This window comes from Achromobacter arsenitoxydans SY8, from assembly GCF_000236785.1.
Lineage (GTDB): Bacteria > Pseudomonadota > Gammaproteobacteria > Burkholderiales > Burkholderiaceae_B > Achromobacter > Achromobacter arsenitoxydans.
The window spans coordinates 15,807-40,534 of record NZ_AGUF01000089.1 but is presented as its reverse complement, the minus strand read 5'-3'; the positions used below and the strand labels follow the sequence as shown (position 1 = coordinate 40,534).

The 24,728-nt window shown below is 68.3% G+C and carries 19 protein-coding genes; 11 read left to right on the top strand and 8 right to left on the bottom strand.

The window, feature by feature from the left end; all coding sequences use genetic code 11:
- Position 1: 1 nt before the first annotated feature.
- From KYC_RS27055 to KYC_RS27035, 5 genes are all read right to left on the bottom strand, one after another.
- Positions 2–859, bottom strand: coding sequence for an N-acyl homoserine lactonase family protein (locus KYC_RS27055; protein ID WP_008168546.1), 858 nt, complete (start codon positions 857–859; stop codon positions 2–4).
- Positions 860–1,119: 260 nt separating this feature from the next.
- Complete coding sequence (locus KYC_RS27050; RefSeq protein WP_008168543.1) at positions 1,120–3,117, bottom strand: aconitase family protein; 1,998 nt, start codon at positions 3,115–3,117, stop codon at positions 1,120–1,122.
- Between the two features lie 18 nt (positions 3,118–3,135).
- Positions 3,136–4,110, bottom strand: coding sequence for a tripartite tricarboxylate transporter substrate binding protein (locus KYC_RS27045; protein WP_043519384.1), 975 nt, complete (start codon positions 4,108–4,110; stop codon positions 3,136–3,138).
- Positions 4,111–4,255: 145 nt separating this feature from the next.
- Positions 4,256–5,158, bottom strand: a complete 903-nt coding sequence (locus KYC_RS27040) for a LysR substrate-binding domain-containing protein (protein WP_008168539.1) — start codon at positions 5,156–5,158, stop codon at positions 4,256–4,258.
- 76 nt (positions 5,159–5,234) lie between these two features.
- On the bottom strand, positions 5,235–8,774 hold the full coding sequence (locus KYC_RS27035) for an indolepyruvate ferredoxin oxidoreductase family protein (protein ID WP_043519383.1): 3,540 nt from the start codon (positions 8,772–8,774) through the stop codon (positions 5,235–5,237).
- A 113-nt stretch (positions 8,775–8,887) separates the two neighbouring features.
- On the opposite strand from KYC_RS27035, the gene KYC_RS27030 reads away from it, so the two are divergent.
- Complete coding sequence (locus tag KYC_RS27030; RefSeq protein ID WP_008168535.1) at positions 8,888–9,793, top strand: LysR substrate-binding domain-containing protein; 906 nt, start codon at positions 8,888–8,890, stop codon at positions 9,791–9,793.
- A gap of 33 nt (positions 9,794–9,826) precedes the next feature.
- Here KYC_RS27030 and KYC_RS27025 read toward each other — a convergent pair whose 3' ends face one another.
- Positions 9,827–10,735 (bottom strand): LysR family transcriptional regulator, encoded by a 909-nt coding sequence (locus tag KYC_RS27025; protein ID WP_043519382.1) that lies wholly within the window; start codon positions 10,733–10,735, stop codon positions 9,827–9,829.
- A gap of 124 nt (positions 10,736–10,859) precedes the next feature.
- On the opposite strand from KYC_RS27025, the gene KYC_RS27020 reads away from it, so the two are divergent.
- From KYC_RS27020 to KYC_RS30015, 8 genes are all read left to right on the top strand, one after another.
- On the top strand, positions 10,860–11,453 hold the full coding sequence (locus KYC_RS27020; RefSeq protein ID WP_008168532.1) for an amino acid synthesis family protein: 594 nt from the start codon (positions 10,860–10,862) through the stop codon (positions 11,451–11,453).
- The gene (locus tag KYC_RS27015; RefSeq protein ID WP_008168531.1) at positions 11,450–12,238 is read left to right on the top strand and encodes an alpha/beta fold hydrolase; all 789 of its coding nucleotides are present in this window, start codon (positions 11,450–11,452) and stop codon (positions 12,236–12,238) included. The genes KYC_RS27020 and KYC_RS27015 overlap by 4 nt, the downstream gene beginning before the upstream one ends.
- A 49-nt stretch (positions 12,239–12,287) precedes the next feature.
- A complete protein-coding gene (locus tag KYC_RS27010; RefSeq protein ID WP_008168530.1) occupies positions 12,288–13,259 on the top strand; it encodes a Bug family tripartite tricarboxylate transporter substrate binding protein in 972 nt (323 codons plus the stop codon).
- A 218-nt stretch (positions 13,260–13,477) separates the two neighbouring features.
- Positions 13,478–14,188, top strand: coding sequence for a GntR family transcriptional regulator (locus tag KYC_RS27005; protein WP_008168529.1), 711 nt, complete (start codon positions 13,478–13,480; stop codon positions 14,186–14,188).
- On the top strand, positions 14,188–16,806 hold the full coding sequence (gene acnD, locus KYC_RS27000; protein WP_008168528.1) for a Fe/S-dependent 2-methylisocitrate dehydratase AcnD: 2,619 nt from the start codon (positions 14,188–14,190) through the stop codon (positions 16,804–16,806). The genes KYC_RS27005 and acnD overlap by 1 nt, the downstream gene beginning before the upstream one ends.
- Positions 16,807–16,876: 70 nt before the next feature.
- Positions 16,877–18,061 carry a 2-methylaconitate cis-trans isomerase PrpF gene (prpF, locus tag KYC_RS26995; RefSeq protein ID WP_008168527.1) on the top strand — a complete coding sequence of 395 codons (1,185 nt, stop codon included), beginning with the start codon at positions 16,877–16,879 and terminating at the stop codon, positions 18,059–18,061.
- A gap of 622 nt (positions 18,062–18,683) precedes the next feature.
- Positions 18,684–20,375, top strand: coding sequence for a sodium:solute symporter family protein (locus tag KYC_RS26990; protein WP_008168526.1), 1,692 nt, complete (start codon positions 18,684–18,686; stop codon positions 20,373–20,375).
- 27 nt (positions 20,376–20,402) lie between these two features.
- Positions 20,403–20,525 (top strand): putative transporter small subunit, encoded by a 123-nt coding sequence (locus KYC_RS30015; RefSeq protein ID WP_008168524.1) that lies wholly within the window; start codon positions 20,403–20,405, stop codon positions 20,523–20,525.
- Between the two features lie 28 nt (positions 20,526–20,553).
- Here KYC_RS30015 and KYC_RS26985 read toward each other — a convergent pair whose 3' ends face one another.
- Positions 20,554–20,991: a PaaI family thioesterase gene (locus KYC_RS26985; RefSeq protein WP_008168523.1), complete on the bottom strand. Its 438-nt coding sequence runs from the start codon at positions 20,989–20,991 to the stop codon at positions 20,554–20,556.
- A 4-nt stretch (positions 20,992–20,995) separates the two neighbouring features.
- A complete protein-coding gene (locus KYC_RS26980) occupies positions 20,996–21,796 on the bottom strand; it encodes an IclR family transcriptional regulator (RefSeq protein ID WP_008168520.1) in 801 nt (266 codons plus the stop codon).
- A 166-nt stretch (positions 21,797–21,962) separates the two neighbouring features.
- Here KYC_RS26980 and KYC_RS26975 point away from each other — a divergent pair, with 166 nt between their 5' ends.
- Positions 21,963–23,537, top strand: a complete 1,575-nt coding sequence (locus tag KYC_RS26975) for an acetate--CoA ligase (protein ID WP_008168518.1) — start codon at positions 21,963–21,965, stop codon at positions 23,535–23,537.
- Positions 23,538–23,565: 28 nt separating this feature from the next.
- Entirely contained in the window at positions 23,566–24,711 is a 1,146-nt protein-coding gene (locus KYC_RS26970; protein WP_008168517.1) for an FAS1-like dehydratase domain-containing protein, read from the top strand.
- The last annotated feature ends 17 nt before the right edge of the window (positions 24,712–24,728 follow it).

Genomic DNA, 24,728 nt, shown 5'->3' with positions numbered 1-24,728 from the left:
TTCAGTCGAACACTTTGGTCTTGGCGTTCTGCGCGTGCTGCTCCGCGTCGTGGCTGTACCAGAGCTGGCCCTGGCGCGCATCGCGGATCTGCTTGAGGCGGTCGATGGCCAGCATGGACGCCGCCGTGTTCCAGGTGATGCCCGGTATCACGCCCGCCTCGTTCTCGCCGGTGTAGATGGCGTCCGCCGCCAGCAGCACCGTGCCGGTCTTGGGCAGCTTCACTTGCAGGGACTGGTGGCCCTGCGTGTGGCCCTTGGTGTCCAGCAGCACGATGGCGCCGTCGCCGAACAGGTCAAAGTCGCCCTCGACCTGGATGAAGTCGTAGTCGCGGGTGGTGTCGAAGTCCTTCATCACGTAGGCGGCGCGCTGGAATTTTTCCGGCCACCAGGCCGCGCGCAGTTCCGCCTTTTGCACCACGTGCTTGGCCTTGGGGAACATCTTGATGTTGCCGGCGTGGTCCAGGTGAAAGTGCGAATAGACGACGTACTTCACGTCGCTGACGTCGAAGCCCGCCGCCTTGAGCTGGCGGTCGATGACCTCGTCGCGCCCCTGGATGGAATTGAACGCGCCGCACAGCCCCTGGCCCCAATAGTTGGCGCAATTGCCATCGGCCGTGGCCTGGTTCATGCCGGTATCGAACAGCACCAGGCCGCGCGGATGCTGGATCACATAGGCGGGCACCGGAATCTTGATCTTGGTGCCGACGTCGACCATGGCGGTCATGAAGCCCTTGTCCAGCTCGATCTTGCCCACCGAAAGCTGCATCAGTTTGACATCCACGGGCGCGTCGGCGGCGTGCGCCCATCCGCCCGTCATGACCGCCATCGCCGCAATCATCGCCTTCCAGCTCTTGCTCATTGTTGTCTCCTCGGACCAACAGGGGGAGCCGCAGCCAGGCGGCGGCGGCCGATCAGCAAGCTCCCGGTGTGTCCCGGGTTCACGTCGTCGACAGGGTGTTTTCCGTGCGAGGGAGCCTTACGGCTGGACGGGCAGAACGCCCGGCCGGAAACGGCATCTGACGGCCGTTTTCTCTGTTGCGCACTCTGACGCAGGCCGGGATGGCTGCCAATTAAGGATTCGTTAAGCAGGGCTTCGCGGCGCGCGAAGTGGGGGGAACCCTAGTGAGCCGGGCGCGGATACCGGGCCTGCAACTCGGCGAACGACACCAGTTCCCCCGCCAGCGCGCTGGCCATGACCGTGGGCGGGCTGGCCAGCCAGACGCTGCCGGGTCCTGAACGCCCCGGGAAGTTGCGGTTGATCGCGCTGACCGTCACCTGCGAGGCGTCGGTGGACGATCCCGGCCCGCAATTGGCGCAGGCGCCGCAGGACGGTTGCAGAATGCGCGCGCCCACGGCGGCGAAGGTGCGGTCGTAGCCTTGTGCGATGCAGTAGTCGCGCACGGCCGTGGTGCCGTACTGCAGGTACAGCGCCACGCCGTCCGGCAGAGTCAGGCCGCGCTGCACCGCCCAGGCCAGCACGGCGTGATAGTGGTCGAAGTCTTCGCGCTTGCCGGCGGTGCAGGATCCGCCATAGGCGATGTCGATGCGCGGCCGCACGTTCAGCGACGACAGCGGCACGCCGTTGCCGGGGTCGCCGGGGGCCGCCACCAGCGGCGACAGCGCCGCGCAGTCCACGCGAAGGGTCGCCGCATACTCGGCGCCGGGATCGCTGCGCATCCACGGCTCGATGCCGGCGTCCATGCCGCGGCGTTCGCGCAGGAAGCGCGCAGTCTCGGCGTCCGGGGCAACGATGCCCGTCAGGCCGCCCAGCTCGGCGGTCATGTTGGTCAGGGTGGCGCGCTCGTCGATGGACAGGCCGGCCACGGCCTCGCCCGTGAACTCGAAAACCTTGCCCACGCCGGCCCCCGCACGGATCTCGGGCAGCGCCAGCAGGTGCAGCACAATGTCCTTCGCGGTGATTCCCGGTGGCGGCGCGCCGGCCAGGTCGATACGCAGCGATGCCGGCATCGTCAGCCGCACGGCGCCCGTGACGAAGGCGTTCGCCATGTCGGTGGTGCCCACGCCGAAGGCCACGCAGCCCAGCGCGCCGCTGTGCGGCGTGTGCGAATCCGTGCCCACCACCACCTGCCCGGGCAATGCGTAGTGCTCGGCCATCATGGCGTGCGAAATGCCCGCCACGTTGCCGCCCGTGTCGACGGCGGCCTGCGCTTCGGTCAGCGTCCGGTGCTGGCGCAGGCCATAGGCCTCGGCAAAGTCCCGCTGGGCCTGGCACATGGCGCGCACATTGGGCACGATTCCCGCGCGCACGTGGTTCGGACTTTCGTCGACGTAAGAGGTGTGGTCTTCGAAGACGACGATGCGGCCGGGATCGGCCAACTGCAGGGGCCGCCCGAACCGCGCATGCAGCATATGGGCGGCCATGCCGGTGTAGTACTCATGGATGAAGCGCCAGTCCGCGCGGATGAAGACGCCCGCGCCCTGGACAGGTTCGCCGGCCGTCGCCGCGGTGCGCAACAGGTGGCGCAGGACGATTTTTTCGAACAGGGTGCGCGGCGGCCCGTCGCCCCCCGCTTGCGCGCCAGATACCGCCGGCGCAACGGCGCGCAGCTGCGACTGCCCGAAGGCCAGCAGGCCGCCGGCTTTGACGATGGCGGCGGCCAGCGCGTCGCGGCCGGCGACGATCTCGTCGACCGTGATGCATTCGCCCCGTTGCAGACGCTCCACCAGTCCCAGGTCGGTGCTGGTGTAGAGCCCAATGTTGTCGGCGTTCTGGCGGTAGATACGCTCGAAGCTCTCCGCGATCACTAGCCGCACACCAGCCGATTTCTCGGCCATCGGACTGTGCTCGCGCGACGATCCCTTGCCGTAGCGCTTGCCGGCCACCACAACATTGATGCCCGCCCGCCGGACCGCGTCGACGCCGATGGGCAGCGTGTCGCCTGCGCGAAAGCCGGTATACGGATAGCGCCCCAGCTTCTCGTCGAAGTGCGTCAGGATAGGTACCGGCGTGATCTCGTCGGTGGAAATGTCGTCGCGCAGCGCACAGGCCAGGCCCGGCGCCAGCGCGGCGCCGCCAAGCTGCGCGGCGACGCAGGCGGGGTCCCGGGCCAGAAACAGCAGGCGGGCCGGGGCGTCGAGGACGGATGAAGCGGTCATGGGTTTACGGCTATGCGGCTATTCAACGGCGACGCCCGCGGCCTTGACCAACGCCTGGCTCTTGGTGATCTCGGCGGCCAGCGTCTGCGACGCCTGCTCGGCGCTGCTGCCCTGCGCCACGAAGCCCTGGGGCGACAGCGCCTTCAAGACCGCAGGCTCCTGCATGGTTCGGGCGGTGGCGGCCTGCAGCGTCTGGACGATGCCGGCCGGCAGCCCCGCCGGCCCGATCAGCGAGATCCAGGCGTCGTAGGAATAGCCCTTCACGCCCGCCTCGTCCAGCGTCGGCACATCGGGCAGGACCGCCAGGCGTTGCGGCGTGCTGACCGCCAGCGCGCGCAGCTTGCCCGCCTGGACCTGTGCCAGAACCGACGGCGTTGCCAGGAATGCCACCTGGACCTGTCCCGACATGACGTCGGTGATCAGCGCATTGCCGCCCTTGTACGGGATGTGCATCATGTCCACGCCCGCCTTGGACTTCAGCAGTTCACCGGCCAGGTGCAGCACGCTGCCCGTGCCGGACGAGCCGTAGTTGATCTTGCCGGGCTGCTCCCGCGCCGCCTTCAGCAGGTCCGCCATCGTCTTGTACGGCGCGTTTTCGGCCACCACGACGACCAGCGGCGTCGTGCCGATGACGGAGATGGGCGTGATGTCCTTGACCGCGTCGTAGGGCATGCTCTTGTACAGGCTGGGATTGATGGCGTGGTTGGACGACACGATGCCCAGGGTGTAGCCGTCAGGCTTGGCCGACACGAGCTGGCGCGTGCCGGGAATGCCCGCCGCGCCGGCCAGGTTCTCGACGATCATGGGCTGGGCCAGGGCCTTGCCCAGGTTCTCGGCCACGACGCGCGCCACCACGTCCGCGGTCGAGCCGGGCGAGGTCGGCACGATCAGCCGGATGGGACGGTCGGGGTAGCCCGCGGCAGCCGCGGCGGACGCCGCGCACAGGGCGCCAAGGGCGAGCGCACAGCTCGCAAGCAATCTGGTGGGGGTCATGGTGTCTCCGTATAGGACGCAGCGGGGTCTGTATGCCCCGTACCGGCGATGAACGCGCCTTGACTATACGAATGCCCGCCCGATTGCCGAAGTGCCTTCTCGGCAGGCCTGCCATCGCAAATGGCGAGGTCGCTGCGCGCTGGCGTCAGCCCTGTTGGGCCAGGAACTTGACCAGGGTGCCCGCGGTGGCGGAAAGCTGGGCGTGGCTGGGAAACACGATGCAGAGCTGGCGCCGGGCCCAGTCGTCAGACAGGGGACGCACCACCACGTCGAGCGCCTGCAGATACAGTTCCGCCACCTGCTGCGGCATCACGGCGATGCCCAGGCCCGCATGCGTCATGCGGCACAGCGCATCCAGGCTGGCCACGCGGATCTTGACCGACAGCGTCTTGCCCAGCGCCGCGGCCCGCGCCGCCAGAAGCTGGGTCAGCGCGCTGTTCTCGCGCAGGCCCACGAAGGTTTCGTCGGCGATGTCCTGCAGGCTGAGCTGGCGGGCCGCGGCCTTGGGATGGCTGGACGGCAGCATCACGGCCAGCCGGTCGCGGCGGTAGGGCAGCTGCTCCAGGCCGTCCGCGCCCGCGATCTGGTTGCAGATGCCGAAGTCGGCGGCTCGCTCCCGCACCAGCCGCAGCACATCGGGACTGTGCTGCTCTTCCAGGTCGATATCCACATCGGGAAACAGCCGCTGGAATGCGGCCACATCCTCCGGCAGGAACTGCACGATGGCCGACAGGTTGGCCACCACGCGCACATGGCCTTTGACGCCCTCATAGAAGCGCGACAGCTCCGCGCCCATGGCCTCGACGTCGCCGATGATCTGGCGCGCATGGCGCAGCACGGTCTGGCCGGCGGGCGTGGCGGTCACGCCGCGGGTGTGGCGGTCGATCAGCGGCAGGCCGATCAGCGACTCCATGTCGGCGATGCGGCGGCTGACGGCCGAAGGCGCGATGAACTCGCGTTCGGCCGCCCGCGCGATGCTGTTTTCCTGGCACACCGCCACGAACAGGCGCAGCGAGGTCAGATCGAGTTTGCGTAGGATGTTTTCCATGTCGGGGCGGACGTGCGCAGCGGCGGGGCGCGCCCCGCATTGTCGGGGGATCGTACACCACCGCCCCGCGCCGCGATCAGGCCGCCAATTGCGTGCGCCCGCCGTTGCGATAGCGCGCCAACAGGCCGGCCTGCCGGACGCGGGCCTGTTCCACGCTCTTCTCCTTGACATGGCCGTAGCCGCGGATGCCGTCCGGCACGTTGGCCAGCTCCAGCGCCGCGTCCCGGTTGCCGGCGTCCAGGGTTTGCGCAAACTCGCCCGCCAGCGCCAGATAGTCGGCCGCGAGCTGCCGTTCCATGCGGCGCTCGGCGGTCTTGCCGAACACATCCAGCCAGGTCCCGCGCACGCGCTTCATGGGCGCCAGCGCCCGGAACGCCAGCGCCATCCACGCGCCATAGGCGCGCTTTTGCGGCCGGCCCTGCGCATCGCGGCGGGCAAAGGCCGGCGGCGCCAGGTAATAGCGCACGCGATAGTCGCGACCCGGCTCGCCTTCGAACTGCGCGCGCAGCCGCTCCGTGAACGCGGGATCGGTGTACAGGCGCGCGACTTCGTATTCGTCCTTGTAGGTCATGAGCTTGGCAAGGTTGCGCGCCACGGCGCGCGTCAGCTCGTGGCGCTTCTCTCCCAGCGCGGATTCGCGCGCACGCACGGCCTCCACCGCCGACCGGTAGCGCGCGGCGTAGGCCTCGTCCTGATAGGCGCGCACGTGCGCCGCCAGCCGCCCGACCAGGGCCTCCAGCGACTCGGGCAGCGCCACCACGCGCTCGGACGCCGCCGGACGCAGCGAATCCGCGCCGCGATGCGCGGCCTGCCGGCCCAATTCAAACGCGGCCAGATTCTTGTCCACCGACACCCCGTTGATCCGGATCGCCTGGCGCAGGCTGTCCAGCGACAGCGGCAGGCCGCCCTTCTGCCAGGCGTAACCCAGCAGCAACGGATTGGCGTAGATGCCGTCGCCCAGCATGGCCTCGGCCAGCGGCCCCGCCTCGATGAAGTCGCAATGGCCGCCGGTGCTCTGTTCCAGCGCCGACTGGGCCTGCGCGCCCGGGAAGCGCCACGCGGGCTGCGACAGGAACGCGGCCGTCGGCGCGGCGCTGCTGTTCACCACCGCGCGCCCATGGTCCGGCCGCAGGCGCGACAGCACTTCCGGCGACGCCGACACCAGCGCGTCGCAGCCGATCACCAGATCGGCCTCGCCCAGCGCCACGCGGGTGGCGTGCAGGTGTTCCGGCCCATTGGCGATCTGCACGTGGCTGAGCACCGCGCCGCCCTTCTGCGCAAGGCCCGCCATATCCAGCACGGTCACGCCTTTGCCTTCGATATGCGCGGCCGCCCCCAGCAGCGCGCCGATGGTGACCACGCCCGTGCCGCCGACGCCGGCCACCACGACGCGGTACGCCCCGCCCGCCGCGATGCTGGCGCGCTCGGGCAGCGGCGCTTCGGGCATGGCGGGCGCCCCGCCGCCCTGCCCGGGCTTGCGCAGCACCGCGCCCTCGGCCGTCACAAAGCTGGGGCAAAAGCCTTCCACGCAGGAAAAGTCCTTGTTGCAGGAGGATTGGTTGATCCGCCGCTTCGTGCCCATGGGCGTGTCCAGCGGTTCCACGGACAGGCAGTTCGATTTCACCGAGCAGTCGCCGCAGCCTTCGCAGACCGCCTCGTTGATGAAGGCGCGGCGGGGCGGGTCGGGGTACTCGCCGCGCTTACGGCGGCGGCGCTTTTCCGTCGCGCAGGTCTGGTCATAGATCAGCACCGTCGTGCCTTCCAGGTCGCGCAGCGCGCGCTGCACGTCGTCCAGCGCCTTGCGGTGATGCACCTCGATTCCGGCCGGCAGCGCGGCGCCGCCCCCGTACTTCTCGGGCTCGTCCGTCACCACCACCGTCTTGGCCACGCCTTCCGCCTGCATCTGCGCGGCAATCTGCGGCACGGTCAGCACGCCGTCCACGGGCTGCCCGCCGGTCATCGCGACGGCGTCGTTGTAGAGGATCTTGTAGGTGATGCGGGCGCGCGCCGCGACCGCCGCGCGGATCGCCAGCAGGCCGGAGTGGAAATAGGTCCCGTCGCCCAGGTTGGCGAAGATATGCCGTTCCGACGTGAAGTCTTTCTGGCCCAGCCAGGCCACGCCCTCCCCGCCCATCTGGCTGAAGGTGTCGGTGTCGCGGTTCATCCACATCGCCATGTAATGGCAGCCGATGCCCGCCACCGCGCGCGAACCCTCGGGCACGCGGGTGGACGTGTTGTGCGGACAGCCCGAACAGAACCAGGGCTTGCGCTCTTCCACCAGCACCGGCCGGCTGGCCTCGCGTTCCTTCGCGTCGATCACGGCCAGCCGGGCGGCGATGCGGGCGCGCAGCGCGTCCGACAGGTCCGACTTTTCCAGGCGCGCGGCAATGGCGCGCGCGATCAGCGCGGGAGACAGTTCATAGCGCGCCGGCAGCAGCCAGCCGCCACGCGGCGTGGACCATTCTCCACCGCCGTTCTCGCGCTCGTCGAACTTGCCGTACACGCGCGGACGCACGTCGTCGCGCCAGTTGTAGAGCTCTTCCTTGAGCGCATATTCCAGGATCTGGCGCTTTTCCTCGACCACCAGGATTTCCTTCAGCCCGGTCGCGAACTCGCGCGCGTCCTGCGCGTCCAGCGGCCAGATGCAGCCCACCTTCAGCACGCGGATCCCGGCCTGCGCACAGGCCGCCTCGTCCAGGCCCAGGTCGTTCAGCGCCTGGCGCACGTCCAGGTACGCCTTGCCGGCAGTCATGATGCCGAAGTGCGCGCGCGGCGAATCCAGCACCACGCGGTTCAGCTTGTTGGCGCGCACGTAGGCCAGCGCCGCGTACCACTTGTGGTCCAGCAGCCGCGCCTCCTGCGCCAGCGGCGAATCGGGCCAGCGGATGTTCAGGCCGCCGGGCGGCATGCCGTCTTCCGGCAGCACGATCCGCACGCGTTCGGGATCCACGTCCACGGACGCGCTGGACTCCACCACGTCCGTCACGCATTTCATGGCTACCCACAGTCCGGTATGGCGGCTCATGGCCCAGCCGTGCAGGCCGTAGTCCAGATATTCCTGCACGTTCGACGGATACAGCACGGGGATGCCGCTGGCGATCAGCACGTGTTCCGACTGGTGCGCCACCGACGAGGATTTCGCGGCGTGGTCGTCGCCCGCCAGCATCAGCACCCCGCCATGCGCGGACGTGCCTGCGGAATTGGCGTGCTTGAGCACGTCCACCGACCGGTCCACGCCCGGTCCCTTGCCGTACCACATGCCGAACACGCCATCGCGCTGCGCGCCGGGGAACAGGTTGAGCTGCTGCGACCCCCAGACTGCGGTGGCCGCCAGGTCCTCGTTCACGCCAGGCTGGAACACCACGTCGTTCGCCTTCAGATGGCGCTTGGCCTTCCACAACGCCTGGTCCAGCCCCCCCAGCGGCGATCCGCGGTAGCCGGAGACATAGCCGGCGGTATTCAAGCCGGCCTGCAGGTCGCGCTGCTTCTGCATGAGGGGCAGGCGCACCAGCGCCTGCGTGCCGCTGAGGTAGACGCGGCCAGCGGACCGCAAGTATTTGTCATCCAGCGACAGGCCATGGGTATCGGCCACGCCGGGGGGTAGAGGGGCGTTCACGGGGCTTGTCTCCTGCAATCTGCGGTGCGGGGATTTGGTGTTTTTCCGCAGTGTAGGAAGGGCGAGGGCTATCGTATATTCACATATTCATGTACCAGGTATTCGATTAACACATGGCTAACGACGTCACGCTCAGGCAACTCCGGTACTTCGCGGCCGCCGCCCGCACCGGGCGCTTCTCCATGGCCGCCGCCGACGAGCATGTCTCGCAGTCGGCGGTCACCAACGCGGTCCTGGCGTTGGAAGCGCAGCTGGGCGTGCGCCTGTTCGACCGCCACCCGCACGGCGTCACGCTCACGCCCGAAGGCCACAACTTTCATCAGCGGGCGCGCGACGTGCTGGACTCGCTGGACGACGCCCTGCGCGAGCCCGGTTTCCAGCGCTATGCGCTGCGCGGCTCGGTGCGCATCGCGGCGTCCTATACCGTGCTGGGCTACTTCCTTCCCGACCTGCTGGCGCGCTTTCGGCGGCGCTATCCGGACGTGGTGCTGGACCTGGTGGACATGGACCGGCCCGACATCGAAAAGGCGGTCGCCAGCGGCGACGTCGAGCTGGGCGTGGCGCTGCTGTCCAACGTCGACAAGCGCGAGCGCTTCGGCCATCAGGTGCTGGTGCGCTCGCGGCGTCAGTTGTGGACGGCGTCCGGCCATCCGCTGACGCAGGACGCCGCCCCGTCGCTGGCCGACATCGCCCGCTATCCGTACATCCTGCTGGAAATGGACGAGGGCGAACGTTCCACCCTGAACTACTGGCGCGCCCACGGGCTGGAACCGGACATCGCGTTCCGCACGCGTTCGATGGAAGCGCTGCGCGGTCTGGTGGCGCATGGGTTCGGCATCACGATGCTGTCGGACATGGTCTACCGGCCCTGGTCGCTGGAAGGCCGCAAGATCGAGGCGGTGCCCATCACCGACGCCGTGCCGCCCATGGAGGCGGGCCTCTTGTGGCACCCGCGCGCTGCCATGGCCAAACCGGCGGACGCCTTCCGGCAGTTCATGACCTACGCCTGCGGCGTCTGACGCCGCCCGGTCGCGCGCCCGGACCGCCGCTGGCTACACCAGCACCGCGCCCTTGCGGCGCGTGAACTGCGCCAGCGACCGCAGCGCCAGCGCATGCATGGCCGCCACTGACGGCAGCAGGGTCTCTTCCTTGCGCGTCAGCACGCCGACGATGCGCTCGACCACCGGCTCGGCCAACGGCACGAAGGCCAGGCCGCTGCCGGCGGCCGGCCGCGCCAGCACGGGCAGCACAGTCACGCCCAACCCGCCCACCACGCTGGCCAGCAGCGACGCGCGGTTCGACACCACGATCGCCGGATCGTCGATGGCCCCGCCCAGTTGGCGGTTCTTCAGCGTATCGAAGGTGGCGTTGCCGATCAGGCGTTCGTCCGTCAGCGCCGCCCACGGCACCGGCCCGCGCCGGCGCGCCAGCGGATGACTCTTCCTGCACACCAGGCCGAAGGCGTCGCGCGCCACGGGCGTGAACGACACCTCGTGCGTGCGCGGCGACTGGCCCGCCACTCCCACCTGCACTTCGCCGGACAGGACCAGGCGGTGCACTTCCGGCGACGGTTCGTCCAGGGCGCGGATGCGGATGTCGGGATGGCTGCGCGCGTAGCGCTCCAGCAGGCGCGGCAGCCATTCGTCAGCCAGCGACGGCATAACGGCCAGCGACACCGGCCCCTGGCTGCCCATGCCGAACTGCCGCGCGGCATCCAGCACGCGGTCGTGGGTGGACAGCAGCTCGCGGAACAGCGGCGCCACCGCCAGCCCCAGCGGCGTCAGCTGGGCGCGCTTGCCGGGTTCGAACAGCGGCGCGCCCAACTGCTGCTCCAGGTCCTGCATGACGGCGGACACCGCCGCCTGCGACCGGAACGTGCCCTGCGCCGCCACCCGGAAACTGCCGTGGTCCGCGGCCATCAGGAACTGGCGCAGGTGCTGGATCTTCAATGGGGTGGGCATGGCGGGAAGCGCATCAAATTCGGATTTTCCGAAATTAGCTTACGTTAATTTGGATTGTCAAAAGTTCGCTGCGCAACCAACAATGGGTTCATCTTTTCACCCCACGGATTTCGGAGCAGCGCGTATGTCACTGCAAGTGCGCAAGGTAGTCAGTTACGTCGAAAAAACCCTCATCGAAGGCGGCCGCGCGGCGGAACGTCCCCTGGTGATGATCGTGGCCGCGGCCGTGATCCGCAATCCGTGGGCCGGCCTGCCGTTCCAGGAAGACCTGCGCCCCGCCATCCTGGAAGCCGCGCCCCCGCTGGGCGAACTGCTGGTCGCGGAAATCCTGCGCCAGGCCGGATCGGCGGACAACATCGAAGCCTACGGCAAGGCCGCCGTGGTGGGCACCGCCGGCGAAGTCGAGCACGCGTCCGCGCTGATCCATACGCTGCGCTTCGGCAACGCCTACCGCAACGCCGTGGGCGGCACCAGCTATCTCAGCTTCACCAATATGCGCGGGGGCCCCGGCTGCGTGATTTCCGTTCCGCTGATGCACAAGCTGGACGAAGGCCTGCGCTCGCACTACCTGACGGTGCAGACCACCATCAACGACGCGCCGGCGCCCGACGAAATCGTGATCGCGCTGGGCGCGGCCACCTCGGGCCGTCCGCATCACCGCATCGGCAACCGCTATTCCGACCTGCAGGAACTGGCGCAAGAGGCAGCGGCCAAATGAACGCGCAACGGCAGCGCTCCGGGCGCGGCGAACCCCTGGTCCTGCTGCACGGCGTGGGGCTGGACCACACCTTGTGGGACGACCTGGCGCCCCTGCTGGAACCGGACTTCGACGTCCTGCGCTACGACCTGCTGGGACACGGCGCCGCGACCCCGCTCCGGGGCACGGCGCAGATCGAGGACTTCATTGCGCAACTGGACGATGAGCTGGACCACGCCGGCTGGCGCGGCGCGAGTGTGCTGGGCTATTCCATGGGCGGCCTGATCGCCGGCGCCTACGCCGCGGCCCGGCCCCAGCGCGTCAGCCGCCTGGTCCTGCTGAGCACGGTGTTCCGGCGCACGGACGAAGAGGCTGCGGCGGTGCGCGCCCGGCTGGCCTCGGCCGCCACGCAGGACGTGCAGGCTGCCGCCGGCGTGTCGCTGGCCCGCTGGTTCACCCCGGAATTCCAGGCCCGGCGCCCGGAGCGCGTGGCCCGAATCGGACAGCGCCTGCTGGACAACGATCGCGCCAGCTTCCTGGCCGCCTACACCCTCTTTGCGCATGGCGATCCGATCCTGGCGCAGGCCGCGCCGGACATCGCCTGCCCGGTCCTGGTCATGACGGGCGAGCACGACGTCGGCTCCAACCCGCGCATGACGCGCGACCTGGCGCGGGCCCTGCCCAGCGCATGCGCGCGCGTGGCGCCGGGGCAGCGGCATATGCTGCCGGTGGAGGAACCCGCCACGGTGGCCGCCGCCCTGCGCAGCTTTTGCCACGCGCATAAACCCGAATCGTCCGCCGCATAGAGACGATCAGCGACAAGCCCACCCCAAGGTGGAGACGGAGACAACAACGATGGACCGCAGAACCCTGATCAAGACCATGGCGGCGCTGGCGTTTGCGCCGCTGGGCGCGACCGCCGCCCGTAGCGCCGCCGCGCGCGAGGCGCCCTTGCGCGTAATCGTGCCCTTCCCGCCGGGCGGCGGCACCGACGTGCTGGGCCGCGTCATCGCCGCGTCGCTGGAAGGCGCGCTGGAGCGCTCGGTCATCGTGGAGAACAAGCCCGGCGCCAGCGGCATGCTGGGCGCGGACTACACCGCCAACGGCGCCAATGACGGCAGCATGCTGCTGTTCGCCGGCCTGGTGCCGTCGGTGCGCTACTACGCGCGACCGCCCGAAGAGGTGCTCAAGCAGCTCGCTCCCGTCTGCCCGATTGCGCGTTCGCCCTACATGGTGGCGGTGAACAGCGACCTGCCCGCCAAGACACTGGGCGAACTGGTCGCGCAGGCCAAACGCGAGCCCAAGGGCCTGACGTTCGGCACCCCCGGCAACGCCACGCCCCAGCACCTGGCGACCGAGCTGCTGCAGGCCGCCTGCGGCATCGAGATGCTGCATGTGCCCTATCGCGGCACCGGCCCCATGATGACCGACCTGCTGGGCGGCCAGATCCAGGTGGTGGTCGCCACCGTGGCCGCGGTCGAGCCGTACCTGAAGAGCGGGCGCCTGCGCGTGCTGGCCGTGACCAGCCCGCAGCGCCTGCCCAAGTATCCGGACATCCCCAGCGTGGCCGAAAGCGGCTTTCCCGGCTTCTCCGCGCAGATCCAGTTCGGCACCTACTGCGCCGCCGGCACGCCCGAGGCCACGGTCGCCGCCTTGAACCAAGGCATCAACCGGGCCCTCAAGACAGAGGCCGTGCACGCCAAGCTGGCCGAACAGGGCTTCGAACCCACGGGCGGCACGCCGGCGCAGTTGCAGCAAGCCCTGCTGGCGGAAATCCGCGACGTCGCCGCGCTGGTGCAGGCGGGCAAGGTGCGCGTGGATCTGTAGCAAAGCGTCGCGCCGGGCCGCCGCGCCTTCGGGCTGGATCTCCCGCGAGGGCCCGGCGCGACCGAATCGCATGAATCCAGCAGTGCGGCCATGCAAACTCATGCGCCGATGGCCGCTTGCGCCCCCACCCCGACCCGGGGTAAATTGTTGACAATCTAGTGCGCCATCCGCACATTTCCCCGTTCAACCCCCAGAAAACCGGACGGATTGTCGACACCATGAGCAAAGTGCTCACCCTGCCGGGCGCCGCGCCGAACGACGGCGAGACCCTGTCGGACCACATCTTCCGCAAGATCCAGTCCGCTATCGTCAAGGGCGAGATCGCCCCGGGCAGCAAGATCTCCGAACCCGAACTGGCGCGCATCCACGGCGTCAGCCGCGGGCCGCTGCGCGAAGCCCTGCACCGGCTGGAAGGCCAGAAGCTGCTGGTCCGCGTGCCGCACGCCGGCGCGCGTGTCGTGTCCCTGTCGATCCAGGAACTGTCCGAACTCTACGAAATCCGCGAATCGCTGGAAGGCATGGCCTGCCGGCTAGCCGCCGAACGCATGCCGCCGTCGGAAATCGACGAACTGCGCGGCGTGCTGGAGGCGCACGAACGCGATGAAGCCTTCCAGGCCGGCCTGGGCTATTACCAGCAGGAAGGCGACTACGATTTCCACTACCGCATCGTCAAGGGCAGCGGCAACCAGATGCTGTTCCGCATGCTCTGCGATGAACTCTACCAACTGGCGCGCATGTACCGCATCCAGTATTCGACAACGCCCAACCGCCCGCGGCAGGCCTACGCCGAACACCACCGCATTCTCGACGCCATCGCCGACGGCGACGGCGAGCTGGCCGAAATCCTGATGCGCCGCCACATCCGCGCATCCCGCATCAACATCGAACAACAGATCGCGCAGAGCACCCAGCAGCGCACGGAGGCATGATGAACAAGTCGTACCGCAAGAACCTGCCCGGCACCCGCCTGGATTACTTCGACGCCCGCGCGGCCGTGGAGGCCATCGCCCCGGGCGCGTATGACGGCCTGCCCTACACCTCGCGCGTCCTGGCCGAAAACCTGGTGCGCCGCTGCGAGCCCGCGCAACTGACCGACTCGCTCAAGCAGCTCATTGAACGCCGCCGCGACCTGGACTTTCCGTGGTTTCCCGCGCGCGTGGTCTGTCATGACATCCTGGGCCAGACCGCGCTGGTGGACCTGGCCGGCCTGCGCGACGCCATCGCCGACAAGGGCGGCGACCCGGCCAAGGTCAATCCCGTGGTGCCGGTGCAGCTGATCGTCGACCATTCGCTGGCCGTGGAATACGACGGCAACGATCCCGACGCCTTCGCCAAGAACCGCGCCGTCGAAGACCGCCGCAACGAAGACCGCTTCCATTTCATCGACTGGACCAAAGAGGCCTTCGAGAACATCGAGATCGTGCCGCCGGGCAACGGCATCATGCACCAGATCAACCTGGAGCGGATGTCGCCCGTGATCTACACGCAGGACGGCGTGGCCTTCCCCGACACGCTGGTGGGCACCGACAGCCACACGCCGCACGTGGACGCGCTGGGCGTCATCGCCATCGGCGTGGGCGGCCTGGAAGCGGAAAACGTCATGCTGGGCCGCGCGTCCTGGATGCGCCTGCCCGACATCATCGGCGTCGAACTGTCCGGCCGTGCGCAGCCCGGCATCACCGCCACCGACATCGTGCTGACGCTGACCGAATTCCTGCGCAAGGAAAAGGTGGTGGGCGCCTACCTCGAGTTCTACGGCGAAGGCGCGTCCAGCCTGACGCTGGGCGACCGCGCCACCATCTCGAACATGGCGCCCGAATACGGCGCCACGGCCGCGATGTTCTCCATCGACCAGCAGACCATCGACTACCTGCGCCTGACGGGCCGCGAAGACGAGCAGATCGCGCTGGTGGAAACCTACGCCAAGACCGCCGGCCTGTGGTCCGACAGCCTGAAATCCGTGCAATACGAGCGCGTGCTGCGCTTTGACCTGTCGACAGTCGTGCGCACGCTGGCCGGCCCGTCCAATCCGCACCGCCGCCTGCCGGTGTCGGACCTTGCCGAGCGCGGCATCGCCGGCGTGGTCGAGAACCAGCCCGGCCTGATGCCCGACGGCGCCGTCATCATCGCCGCCATCACCAGCTGCACCAACACCAGCAACCCGCGCAACGTTATCGCCGCCGGCCTGCTGGCGCGCAACGCCAACCGCGCGGGCCTGACGCGCAAGCCCTGGGTGAAGAGCTCGCTTGCGCCCGGATCCAAGGCCGTGCAGCTCTACCTGGACGAAGCGGGCCTCACGCAGGACCTGGAAAAGCTGGGCTTCGGCGTGGTCGCGTTCGCCTGTACCACGTGCAACGGCATGTCCGGCGCGCTGGACCCGAAGATCCAGCAGGAAATCATCGACCGCGACCTCTACGCCACCGCCGTGCTGTCCGGCAACCGCAACTTCGACGGCCGCATCCACCCCTACGCCAAGCAGGCTTTCCTGGCCTCGCCGCCGCTGGTCGTGGCCTACGCCATCGCCGGCACCATCCGCTTCGACATCGAACGCGATGTGCTGGGCGTGGCTTCGGATGGCCGCGAGATCCGCCTGAAGGACATCTGGCCCAGCGACGAAGAGGTCGACGCCATGGTCAAGTCGGCCGTCAAGCCCGAGCAGTTCCGCAAGGTCTACGCCCCGATGTTCGGCATCAAGGACGACCGCAAGACGGCCGCCAGCCCGCTCTACGACTGGCGCCCGCAAAGCACCTACATCCGCCGCCCGCCGTACTGGGAGGGCGCGCTGGCCGGGGAGCGCACGCTGCGCGGCATGCTGCCGCTGGCCGTGCTGGGCGACAACATCACCACCGACCACCTGTCGCCGTCCAACGCCATCCTGATGGACAGCGCCGCGGGCGAATACCTGGACAAGATGGGCCTGCCCGAAGAGGACTTCAATTCCTACGCCACGCACCGCGGCGACCACCTGACCGCGCAGCGCGCCACCTTCGCCAATCCCAAGCTCTTCAACGAAATGGTGAAGAACGCCGACGGCAGCGTGAAGCAAGGCTCGCTGGCGCGCGTCGAACCTGAAGGCCAGGTCATGCGCATGTGGGAAGCCATCGAGACCTACATGGACCGCAAGCAGCCGCTGATCATCGTGGCCGGCGCCGACTACGGCCAGGGCTCGTCGCGCGACTGGGCGGCCAAGGGCGTGCGCCTGGCCGGCGTGGAAGCCATCGTCGCCGAAGGCTTTGAACGCATCCACCGCACCAACCTGATCGGCATGGGCGTGCTGCCGCTGGAATTCAAGCCGGGCGTGAACCGCAAGACGCTGGCGCTGGACGGCACCGAAAGCTACGACGTGATCGGCCAGCGCACCCCGCGCGCCGACCTGACCCTGGTGATCCACCGCCGCAACGGCAGCACCGAGCAGGTGCCGGTGACCTGCCGCCTGGACACCGCCGAAGAGGTCTCGATCTACGAAGCCGGCGGCGTGCTGCAGCGCTTCGCCCAGGACTTCCTGGAAGCCTCCACCGCAACCGGGGCCGGCAAGCTGGCGGGCTGACCTTCCCGCGTCCAGACAGGCGGGCGCCGCGGCGCCCGCCATCCATCACCCGACACATCAGGACTGTTCCATGGCACATGCACCCCAAACCAAGATCACCGCGACCTACATGCGCGGCGGCACCAGCAAAGGCGTGTTCTTCAAGCTGGACGACCTGCCCGAATCCGCGCGCACGCCCGGCGCCGCCCGCGACGCGCTGCTGATGCGCGTGATCGGCAGCCCCGATCCCTACGGCAAGCAGATCGACGGCATGGGCGCCGCCACGTCCAGCACCAGCAAGACCGTCATCGTCGCCAAGAGCGCGCGCCCGGACCATGACGTGGACTACCTGTTCGGCCAGGTCTCCATCGACAAGCCTTTCGTGGACTGGAGCGGCAACTGCGGCAACCTGTCAGCCGCGGTCGGCCCCTTCGCCATCACCAACGGCCTGGTGGACCCGGCCCGCATTCCGCAAGACGGCGTGGCCGTAGTGCGGATCTGGCAGGCGAACATCCAGAAGACCATCATTGCGCACGTGCCCATCACCGGCGGCGCGGTCCAGGAAACCGGCGACTTCGAACTGGACGGCGTGACCTTCCCGGCCGCCGAGCTGTGCCTGGAATTCATGGACCCGGCCGAAGAAGGCGACGGCGGCTCCATGTTCCCGACCGGCAAGCTGGTCGACAACCTGGAAGTGCCCGGCGTGGGCACCTTCAAGGCCACGATGATCAATTCCGGCATCCCCACCATCTTCCTGGAAGCCGACGCCCTGGGCTACACCGGCACGGAACTGCAGGACGACATCAACGGCGACGCCGCCGCGCTGGCGCGCTTCGAGACCATCCGCGCCCACGGCGCCTTGCGCATGGGCCTGATCAAGAACATCGCCGAAGCCGCCAGCCGCCAGCACACGCCCAAGGTCGCGTTCGTCGCGCCCCCGAAAGAATACGTGTCGTCCAGCGGCAAGCGGATCGGCACGGGCGACATCGACGTGCTGGTGCGCGCCCTGTCCATGGGCAAGCTGCACCACGCCATGATGGGCACGGCCTCGGTAGCCATCGCCACCGCGGCCGCCGTGCCGGGCACGCTGGTCAACCTGGCCGCGGGCGGCGGCGAGCGCGACAACGTGTGCTTCGGCCATCCGTCGGGCACGCTGCGCGTGGGCGCGCAGGCCCAGCTGGTGGACGGCGAATGGAAGGTCACCAAGGCCATCATGAGCCGCAGCGCGCGCGTGCTGATGGAAGGCCGCGTGCACGTTCCGCGCGACGGCTTCTAACGGGACGCGCCGCAGCGCCCGCGCGCCGCCGCCGCCGCGTAGCGCGCGCGCTGCCACCTCTTGCGACCCGCGAGCAAAGGCTCGCAATTCGCTTTTCCCGGCCGTTGATACGGCCGGCAGGCTGGACGCGATCCGCATCAGCCCCTATACTTGCCGTCTGTTTTCATTCATCACCGGCCCCGCGGAAGCTTCGTCTTCGCGGGCAACCGTCACAAGGCCGCGCGCAGCGGCCCGGCGCTAGCGCCGAAACACCATCGCCCAGCCCCAGGCCCCACGGCCAGAGGCTGCGGAACAAAAGCCTGCCTACCCGGCAGGAACATCGCTCAACGCACTGAGCCCCTTTTCGCCTCGGCGGCGCCCCCGTTTGCGGCGCGCGGGACTCTTGCCGCAGCAAGGCACCGATACGGTGTGTCTTGTATCTGCCCATTGCCTGCCGCCATCCGCGGCCCGGCCGGGCAGGCGTGCGGCCGCGCGCTCGCAACGCAATCGCCGAGCCCGCGGTCCGCTGGTGTTTCGTCCTCGCCATGGGCAGGCCCGCCGCCCATCGCACTTTGCGGAAACGGCGCACACGCAGCCACGGCCCAGGCCCGGACGCGGCTGTCGAGGAGTAAGGACCCACAAGATGCAAGAGACAGCTTTCTTCCAGTTATCGGCGACCACCGCCATCCTGTTGCTCGCCGGCTTTTACGGCGCCACCTTTCTCATGTCGCTGTTCATCGGCGAAAAGCACGAGAACGTCGACGGCTACATGGTGTCGAACAACGCGGTCGGCTTCGGCCTGTCGGCCGCCAGCATGATCGCCACCTGGATATGGGCCGCCTCTTTCTACGCCAGCGCCACGTCCGGCTACAAATACGGCCTGTCGGGCCCCCTGCACTACGGCTTCTGGGGCGCCCTGATGATTCTCTTCATCTACCCCTTCGGCAAACGATTCCGGCAACTGGCGCCGCGGGCCCACACGCTGGCCGAAGTGATCCACGCGCGCCACGGCGCATCCAGCCAGATGATCATGGCGGTTTCCAACATCGTGGGCAGCTGCATCAGCCTGATGGTGAACTTCACCGCGGCAGGCGCGCTGGTGTCCGTCCTCAGCCCGCTCAGCTTCATCCAGGGCGTGCTGATCGCCGGGCTTGGCGTGCTGTCCTACACGCTGTGGTCGGGATTCCGGACCTCGGTCATGACCGACTTCGCGCAGCTTGCGGCGATGATCATCGCCGCCGTCATCATCATCCCGCTGATTTTCTTCAACGCGGGCGGGCCGGACGTCCTGCAGGCCAACATGTGGCGGCTGGACAGCCAGCAGGCTGACTTCTATTCCACCAAGGCGATCATGGAGCAGGGCGCGCCCTACTTCGTGGCGGTGCTGGCCTACGCGATCGGCAACCAGACCATCGCCCAGCGCCTGTTCGCCGTGCGCGAGGATCTGATCAAGCCCACCTTCCTGACCGCCACCGTCGGCTATGGCGCCGTGGTGATCGGCCTGGGCATGCTGGGCCTGCTGGCGCTGTTCGTGGGGCTGGAACCCGCCGGCGGCGACATGAACAACATCATTCCGCAAATGGCGTCGACCTATCTGCCGCCGTTCGGCATTGCACTGTTCTTTCTGCTGGTCGTGGGTTCGCTGTCTTCCACCGCCGACTCCGACCTGGCCGCGCTGTCTGCCATTGTCATGACCGACGTCTACGCCAAGAACATTGCCCGCGGCCGCCCGGACCCGCGGCGCATGCTGTGGTGGGGCCGCGCCACCATGATCATCGCCACGATGATCGGCGTCATTTTCGCCAGCCTGCGCCTGGACATCCTGGTCATGCTGGTGTTCGTCGGCGCGCTGTGGGGCGCCATTGTCTTCCCGGTGATCGCCAGCTTCTACTGGGACCGCGTGGACAACCGGGCCTTCGTCAGTTCAGTGCTGGCCGCGGTCCTGCTGTTCACAGTCGTGCGCTTTGAACTGCTGCCCATCACGGGCGCGCTGGCGGTGTTTTTCGAGATCTGCGCGGCGGCCGGCGGCGGCGTGGTGCTGGGCCTGATGACGTTCGGCTTTTTCGGCCGCACCGCCGCCATCGTGGTGGGCGTCGTGGGCGCAGCCGTCATGCTTCCCGCCTTCATCGGCGTGCTGCGCGACTACATCGTGCTGCTGGGATCGCTGACCGCCTATGGCGTAAGCGCCACCGTCTGCGTGGCCTTGAGCCTGCGCAACCGCGAACGCTTCGACTTCAGCCTGCTGAGCGACCGCGTCACCTCATTCCACCGCGAGCAGGCCGATGCGCCCGTGGCCGCGCCGCAAGCGGCCCGAACCGCCGCAGCCAAGGCCTGAACGCCCTTCATTCACTCGGAGACTGTTATGTGGTTGACCACTTATTTTCTGATCTGGCCGGCGATTTCCGCCGCCATCCTGGCGATCCTGTGCGTCACGCTGTGGCGCGACATCCGCGCCGCCCGGCGCAGCGGAAAGTCCATGGTCTGAGGCGTCGCGGCGGCGTGCCGCGTCCGTCTCAGGCCGCGGCGGGCGGGCGCGCCAGCGCCTTCAGCACGGCCACGCCCGTCGCCACCACCTCGCCCGCGACGCTCAGTTCACCTTGCATGAACACCAGGCTGGCGGTGGCGCGGACCACGCGGCCGCGCACCTCCAGAAACTGGCCCTCGCGCGCGGTGGCCAGGAAATGCGTGTCGAGCTGCACGGTCACGCAGGCGCGCCGCCCCAGCGCTTCCCAGGCGATGGCGCTCAGCCCGTGGTCCAGCAGCGCGGTCAGCAATCCGCCGTGCACCACGCCCGCGGGATTCAGGTGATCGGCGGTCGCTTGCAGGCCGTACGCCCAGCCATCCGCTTCCTTGCGGACCCACAGCGGTCCGATCAGGCCCGCGAATCCGGGCAGGACTTTCTTGCGCCACCCGTGCGGGACGGATGCTTCCGGGGCCGGTGCCGTGCTCATGCGCTCAGTTCCTGGCGGCCAGCAGGTGCGACAGCGCTTCCGCCTCGCCCTGCAGTTCGCGCGCAAGCGAGTCGACGCGCGCCGCGTCGAGCTGCTCAGCCAGGCCCGCGGCCACCAGCGCATGCGTCATGCGCCGGTGGCTGTCGAACACCGGCACCGCGATCACGACGACGCCGTTGATGTAGTTGTTGCGGTCCAGGCTGTAGCCCTGGCGGCGCACCGCGTCCACGTCCGCCTTCCACACCGCGAATTCGGGCGCCTGGTCCCAGCGCAAGGCCTTGAAGCGGCGCTCCAGTTCCTTCTCGGAGAAATCCGAAAACGCGGCCACCAGCCGGCCCGTGGCGCTGATCAACGCGGGAAAGCGGCTGCCCACGTCCACATGCAGGCGGAACGGCGCTGACGATCGCGACAAGGCCAGCACCACCATGTGATCGCTGCCGGAGACTTCGACGCCGATGGCGGTGACGTTGGCCGCCGCGGCGATCCGGTCCAGCACCGGCTGCGCCAGCGCGGGAAACGGATTGCTTTCGATGACGCTGCGCGCCAGCGTCAGCATGCCCACGCCCAGGCTGTAGCGCTTGGCGCCGGGGTCCACCTTTACCAGGCCTTCCTCCACCAGCACGCGAAGAATGTGCAGGCAGGTGCTGGTCACCATGCCCAGTTCCTGCGAAATCGCCTTCAGCGTCATCGCCTCGCCGCCCCGGCCCAACAGGCGCAGGATCGCGATCGACCGCGTCACCGCGGGGACTGGCCGGACGCGCGGGCCCGCGGCCGTCGCGGGTTCCTGGGTACTCGTTTCGCTCATCGGGTTCTCCGTTTTATTGCGGCAAGCATACCTTGCGCGCCGTGCTTTCCGGCGCCGCCGCCCGCCCTTTAATTGTCTATATACAATCAATAAACGCCATTGACAATTTATTTTGAGGCGCGCATAGTGACTTCCACAGGTTGCCGAACCCCACAGGTGCGACGAAATGACGAAGCTGACCGAGACCCTTTCTTACGTGGACGCCCAGGAGCTTTGCTCCCCGGAAAAGCTCTGGGAGCTTTTCGACGGCGACCGCGATCACATGAACATCGCCCACGAATGCATTGACCGGCACGTCGCCAAGACCCAGCCGGCGATCATCCTGGTGCGCGCCGCCGGCGGCGACGAGTCCTACTCCTTCCGCCAGATTTCCGAAGATTCCTCGCGCTTTGCGCACTACCTCGAAGAACAGGGCGTGCGTCCCGGCGACCGCGTGGCGGTGATGCTGGAGCCCTCGCTCCCGTTCTACGTGGCCATGTTCGGCGCCATGAAGATGGGCGCCATCGCAGTGCCGCTATTCACGCTGTTCGGCCCCGACGGCATCCGGCTGCGCGTGCAGGACTGCAAGCCCGCAATGCTGGTGACCAACGCCGAAAAAGCCCCCCTGGCCGCGGGCGGCGACGGCATGCGCATCGTTATCGCCGACGACGCGTTCATCGGTTCGCTCGCCGCCTATCCGTCCCGTTATGAATGCCGCACGCGGGCCGACGACCTTGCCATCTTTCAGTACACGTCCGGCACCACTCGCGAACTGCCCGACGCCGTCAAGCACACGCACCGCGCACTCGTCACGCTGATGCTGGCCGCGCTGTACGGCACCGGGGTGCGCCCCGGCGACCGTTTCATGTGCCCGTCGTCACCGGCCTGGGGCCACGGCCTGTGGCACGGCACGCTGGCGCCGCTGGCGCTGGGCGTGACCATCGGCGCCTATGCCGGCAAGTTCAACGCCGAGCGCCTGCTCCAGGCGCTGCAGGACCACGGCTTCAACAACATTTCGGCCGCCGCCACGCACTACCGGATGATGCGCAATTCCGGGGCGGCGCCGCGCTATCGCTACCAGCTGGAAAAAGTGTCCTTCACGGGCGAACCCATCGACAGCGAAACCTCCGCCTTCGTCGAAGCCACGTTCGGGCGTCCCGTCTGCAGCATGTACGGCACCACGGAAATCGGCGTGTGCCTGGTGAACTATCCCGGCGCGGCGGACTTCACCGTCAAGCCCGGTTCGCTGGGCAAGCCCGTTCCCGGACTGCGCGTGCAGGTGCAGGACGCCAACGGCCAGCCTTGTGCCCCCGGCGAAACCGGCGAACTGAAACTCTGGCGCCGCGACGCCTGGGTCGCCACCAAGGACCTCGGCCGGGTCGACGAAGACGGCTACTTCTGGCATGGCGGACGCGCCGACGACGTCATCATCTCGGCCGGCTGGACCATGAGCGCCGTCGAAATCGAAGACGCCATCCTCAAGCACCGCGACGTGGCCGAGGCCGCCGCCATCGGCGTGCCGGACGCCTTGCGCGGCCAGGTGGTCAAGGCCTTCGTCGTATCCGCGCGCCCCGGCGACGCGGCCTTCGTCGAAGAAATCCAGGACGCCGTGCGCAGCCGCCTGGCCCAGCACGAATACCCGCGCCAGGTGGTCTTCGTAGACGAACTGCCCAAGACGCCCGCCGGAAAGATCCACCGCAGGAAATTGCGCGAGCAAGAGCTTGCATCCCCCGTCACGACGCCCGCAGGCGCCCACGCTTAGCGACCACGCCATCCCCCCAGGAGACATCATGCTGACCCAGACCAAGACCGAAAGAAGCTTCCCCAAAATCACCGAGCGCGGGCTGGACGAGCTGCGCGAACGCATCGGCATCAAGATCGGCGCCACTGCCGAACCGTGGTGCTACGAAGCCACGCGCGACAACATCCGCCACTACGCGCACGGCATCGGCGACGACAACCCGCTGTGGACCGACCCCGAATACGCGGCCAAAACCCAGCACGGCGGCATCATCGCCCTGCCCAGCTTTCTGTTTTCCACCAGCCGCATCGTGTCCGGCTACGTGGGCGGCCTGCCCGGCGTGCACGCCATGTGGTCCGGCGCGGACTGGACCTGGCACAAGAACGTCAGGCGCAACGACGTGATCTCCACCGAGGCGCACCTGAAGAACCTGATCGAGCACCAGACCCGCTTCGCCGGCCGCGCGGTGCAGCAGATCTACCACGTCGACTTCTTCAACCAGGATGGCGACAAGGTGGCCGAGGCCGACAGCTGGTGCTTCCGCACCGAGCGCGACCACGCCCGCGAACAGGGCAGCAAGTACAAGGAAGTGCGCGCCCGCGAGCCGCGCCGCTACAGCCCGGAGGAAATCAAGGAAGCCTACAAGCTCTACGCCCAGGAGGAAGTGCGCGGCGCCACGCCCCGCTACTGGGAGGACGTGAAGGAAGGCGAAGCCCTGCCCGTGATGTTCAAGGGTCCGATGACAGTGACCGGCTTCATCGCCTTCGCGCAGGGCTGGGGCGGCCTGTACATTCGCGCCAACAAGCTGGCATGGCAACTTATCGACGCGCATCCGGGCGTTGGCATCACCAACCGCTTCGGCATCCCCGACGTGCCCGAACGCGTCCACTGGGAAGAAGAGTTCGCGCTGGAAGTCGGCGCACCGGGCGCCTACGACTACGGCCCAGAACGCAACTCGTGGCTGACGCACCACCTGACCAATTGGATGGGCGACGCGGGCTTCCTGCGCAAATCCACCTGCAAGATCCGCCGCCACAACCCCGAGGGCGACATGCTGTTCTTCAAGGGCAAGGTCGTGCGCAAGTACGTGGAAGACGGCCGCCATCTGGTCGAGATCGAACAGGAAGCGCGCAACCAGGACGACGAGCTTTCCGTACTGGGGTCCGGCGTGGTCGAATTGCCTACCCGCGGCTGACCGGCGGCAAACACCAA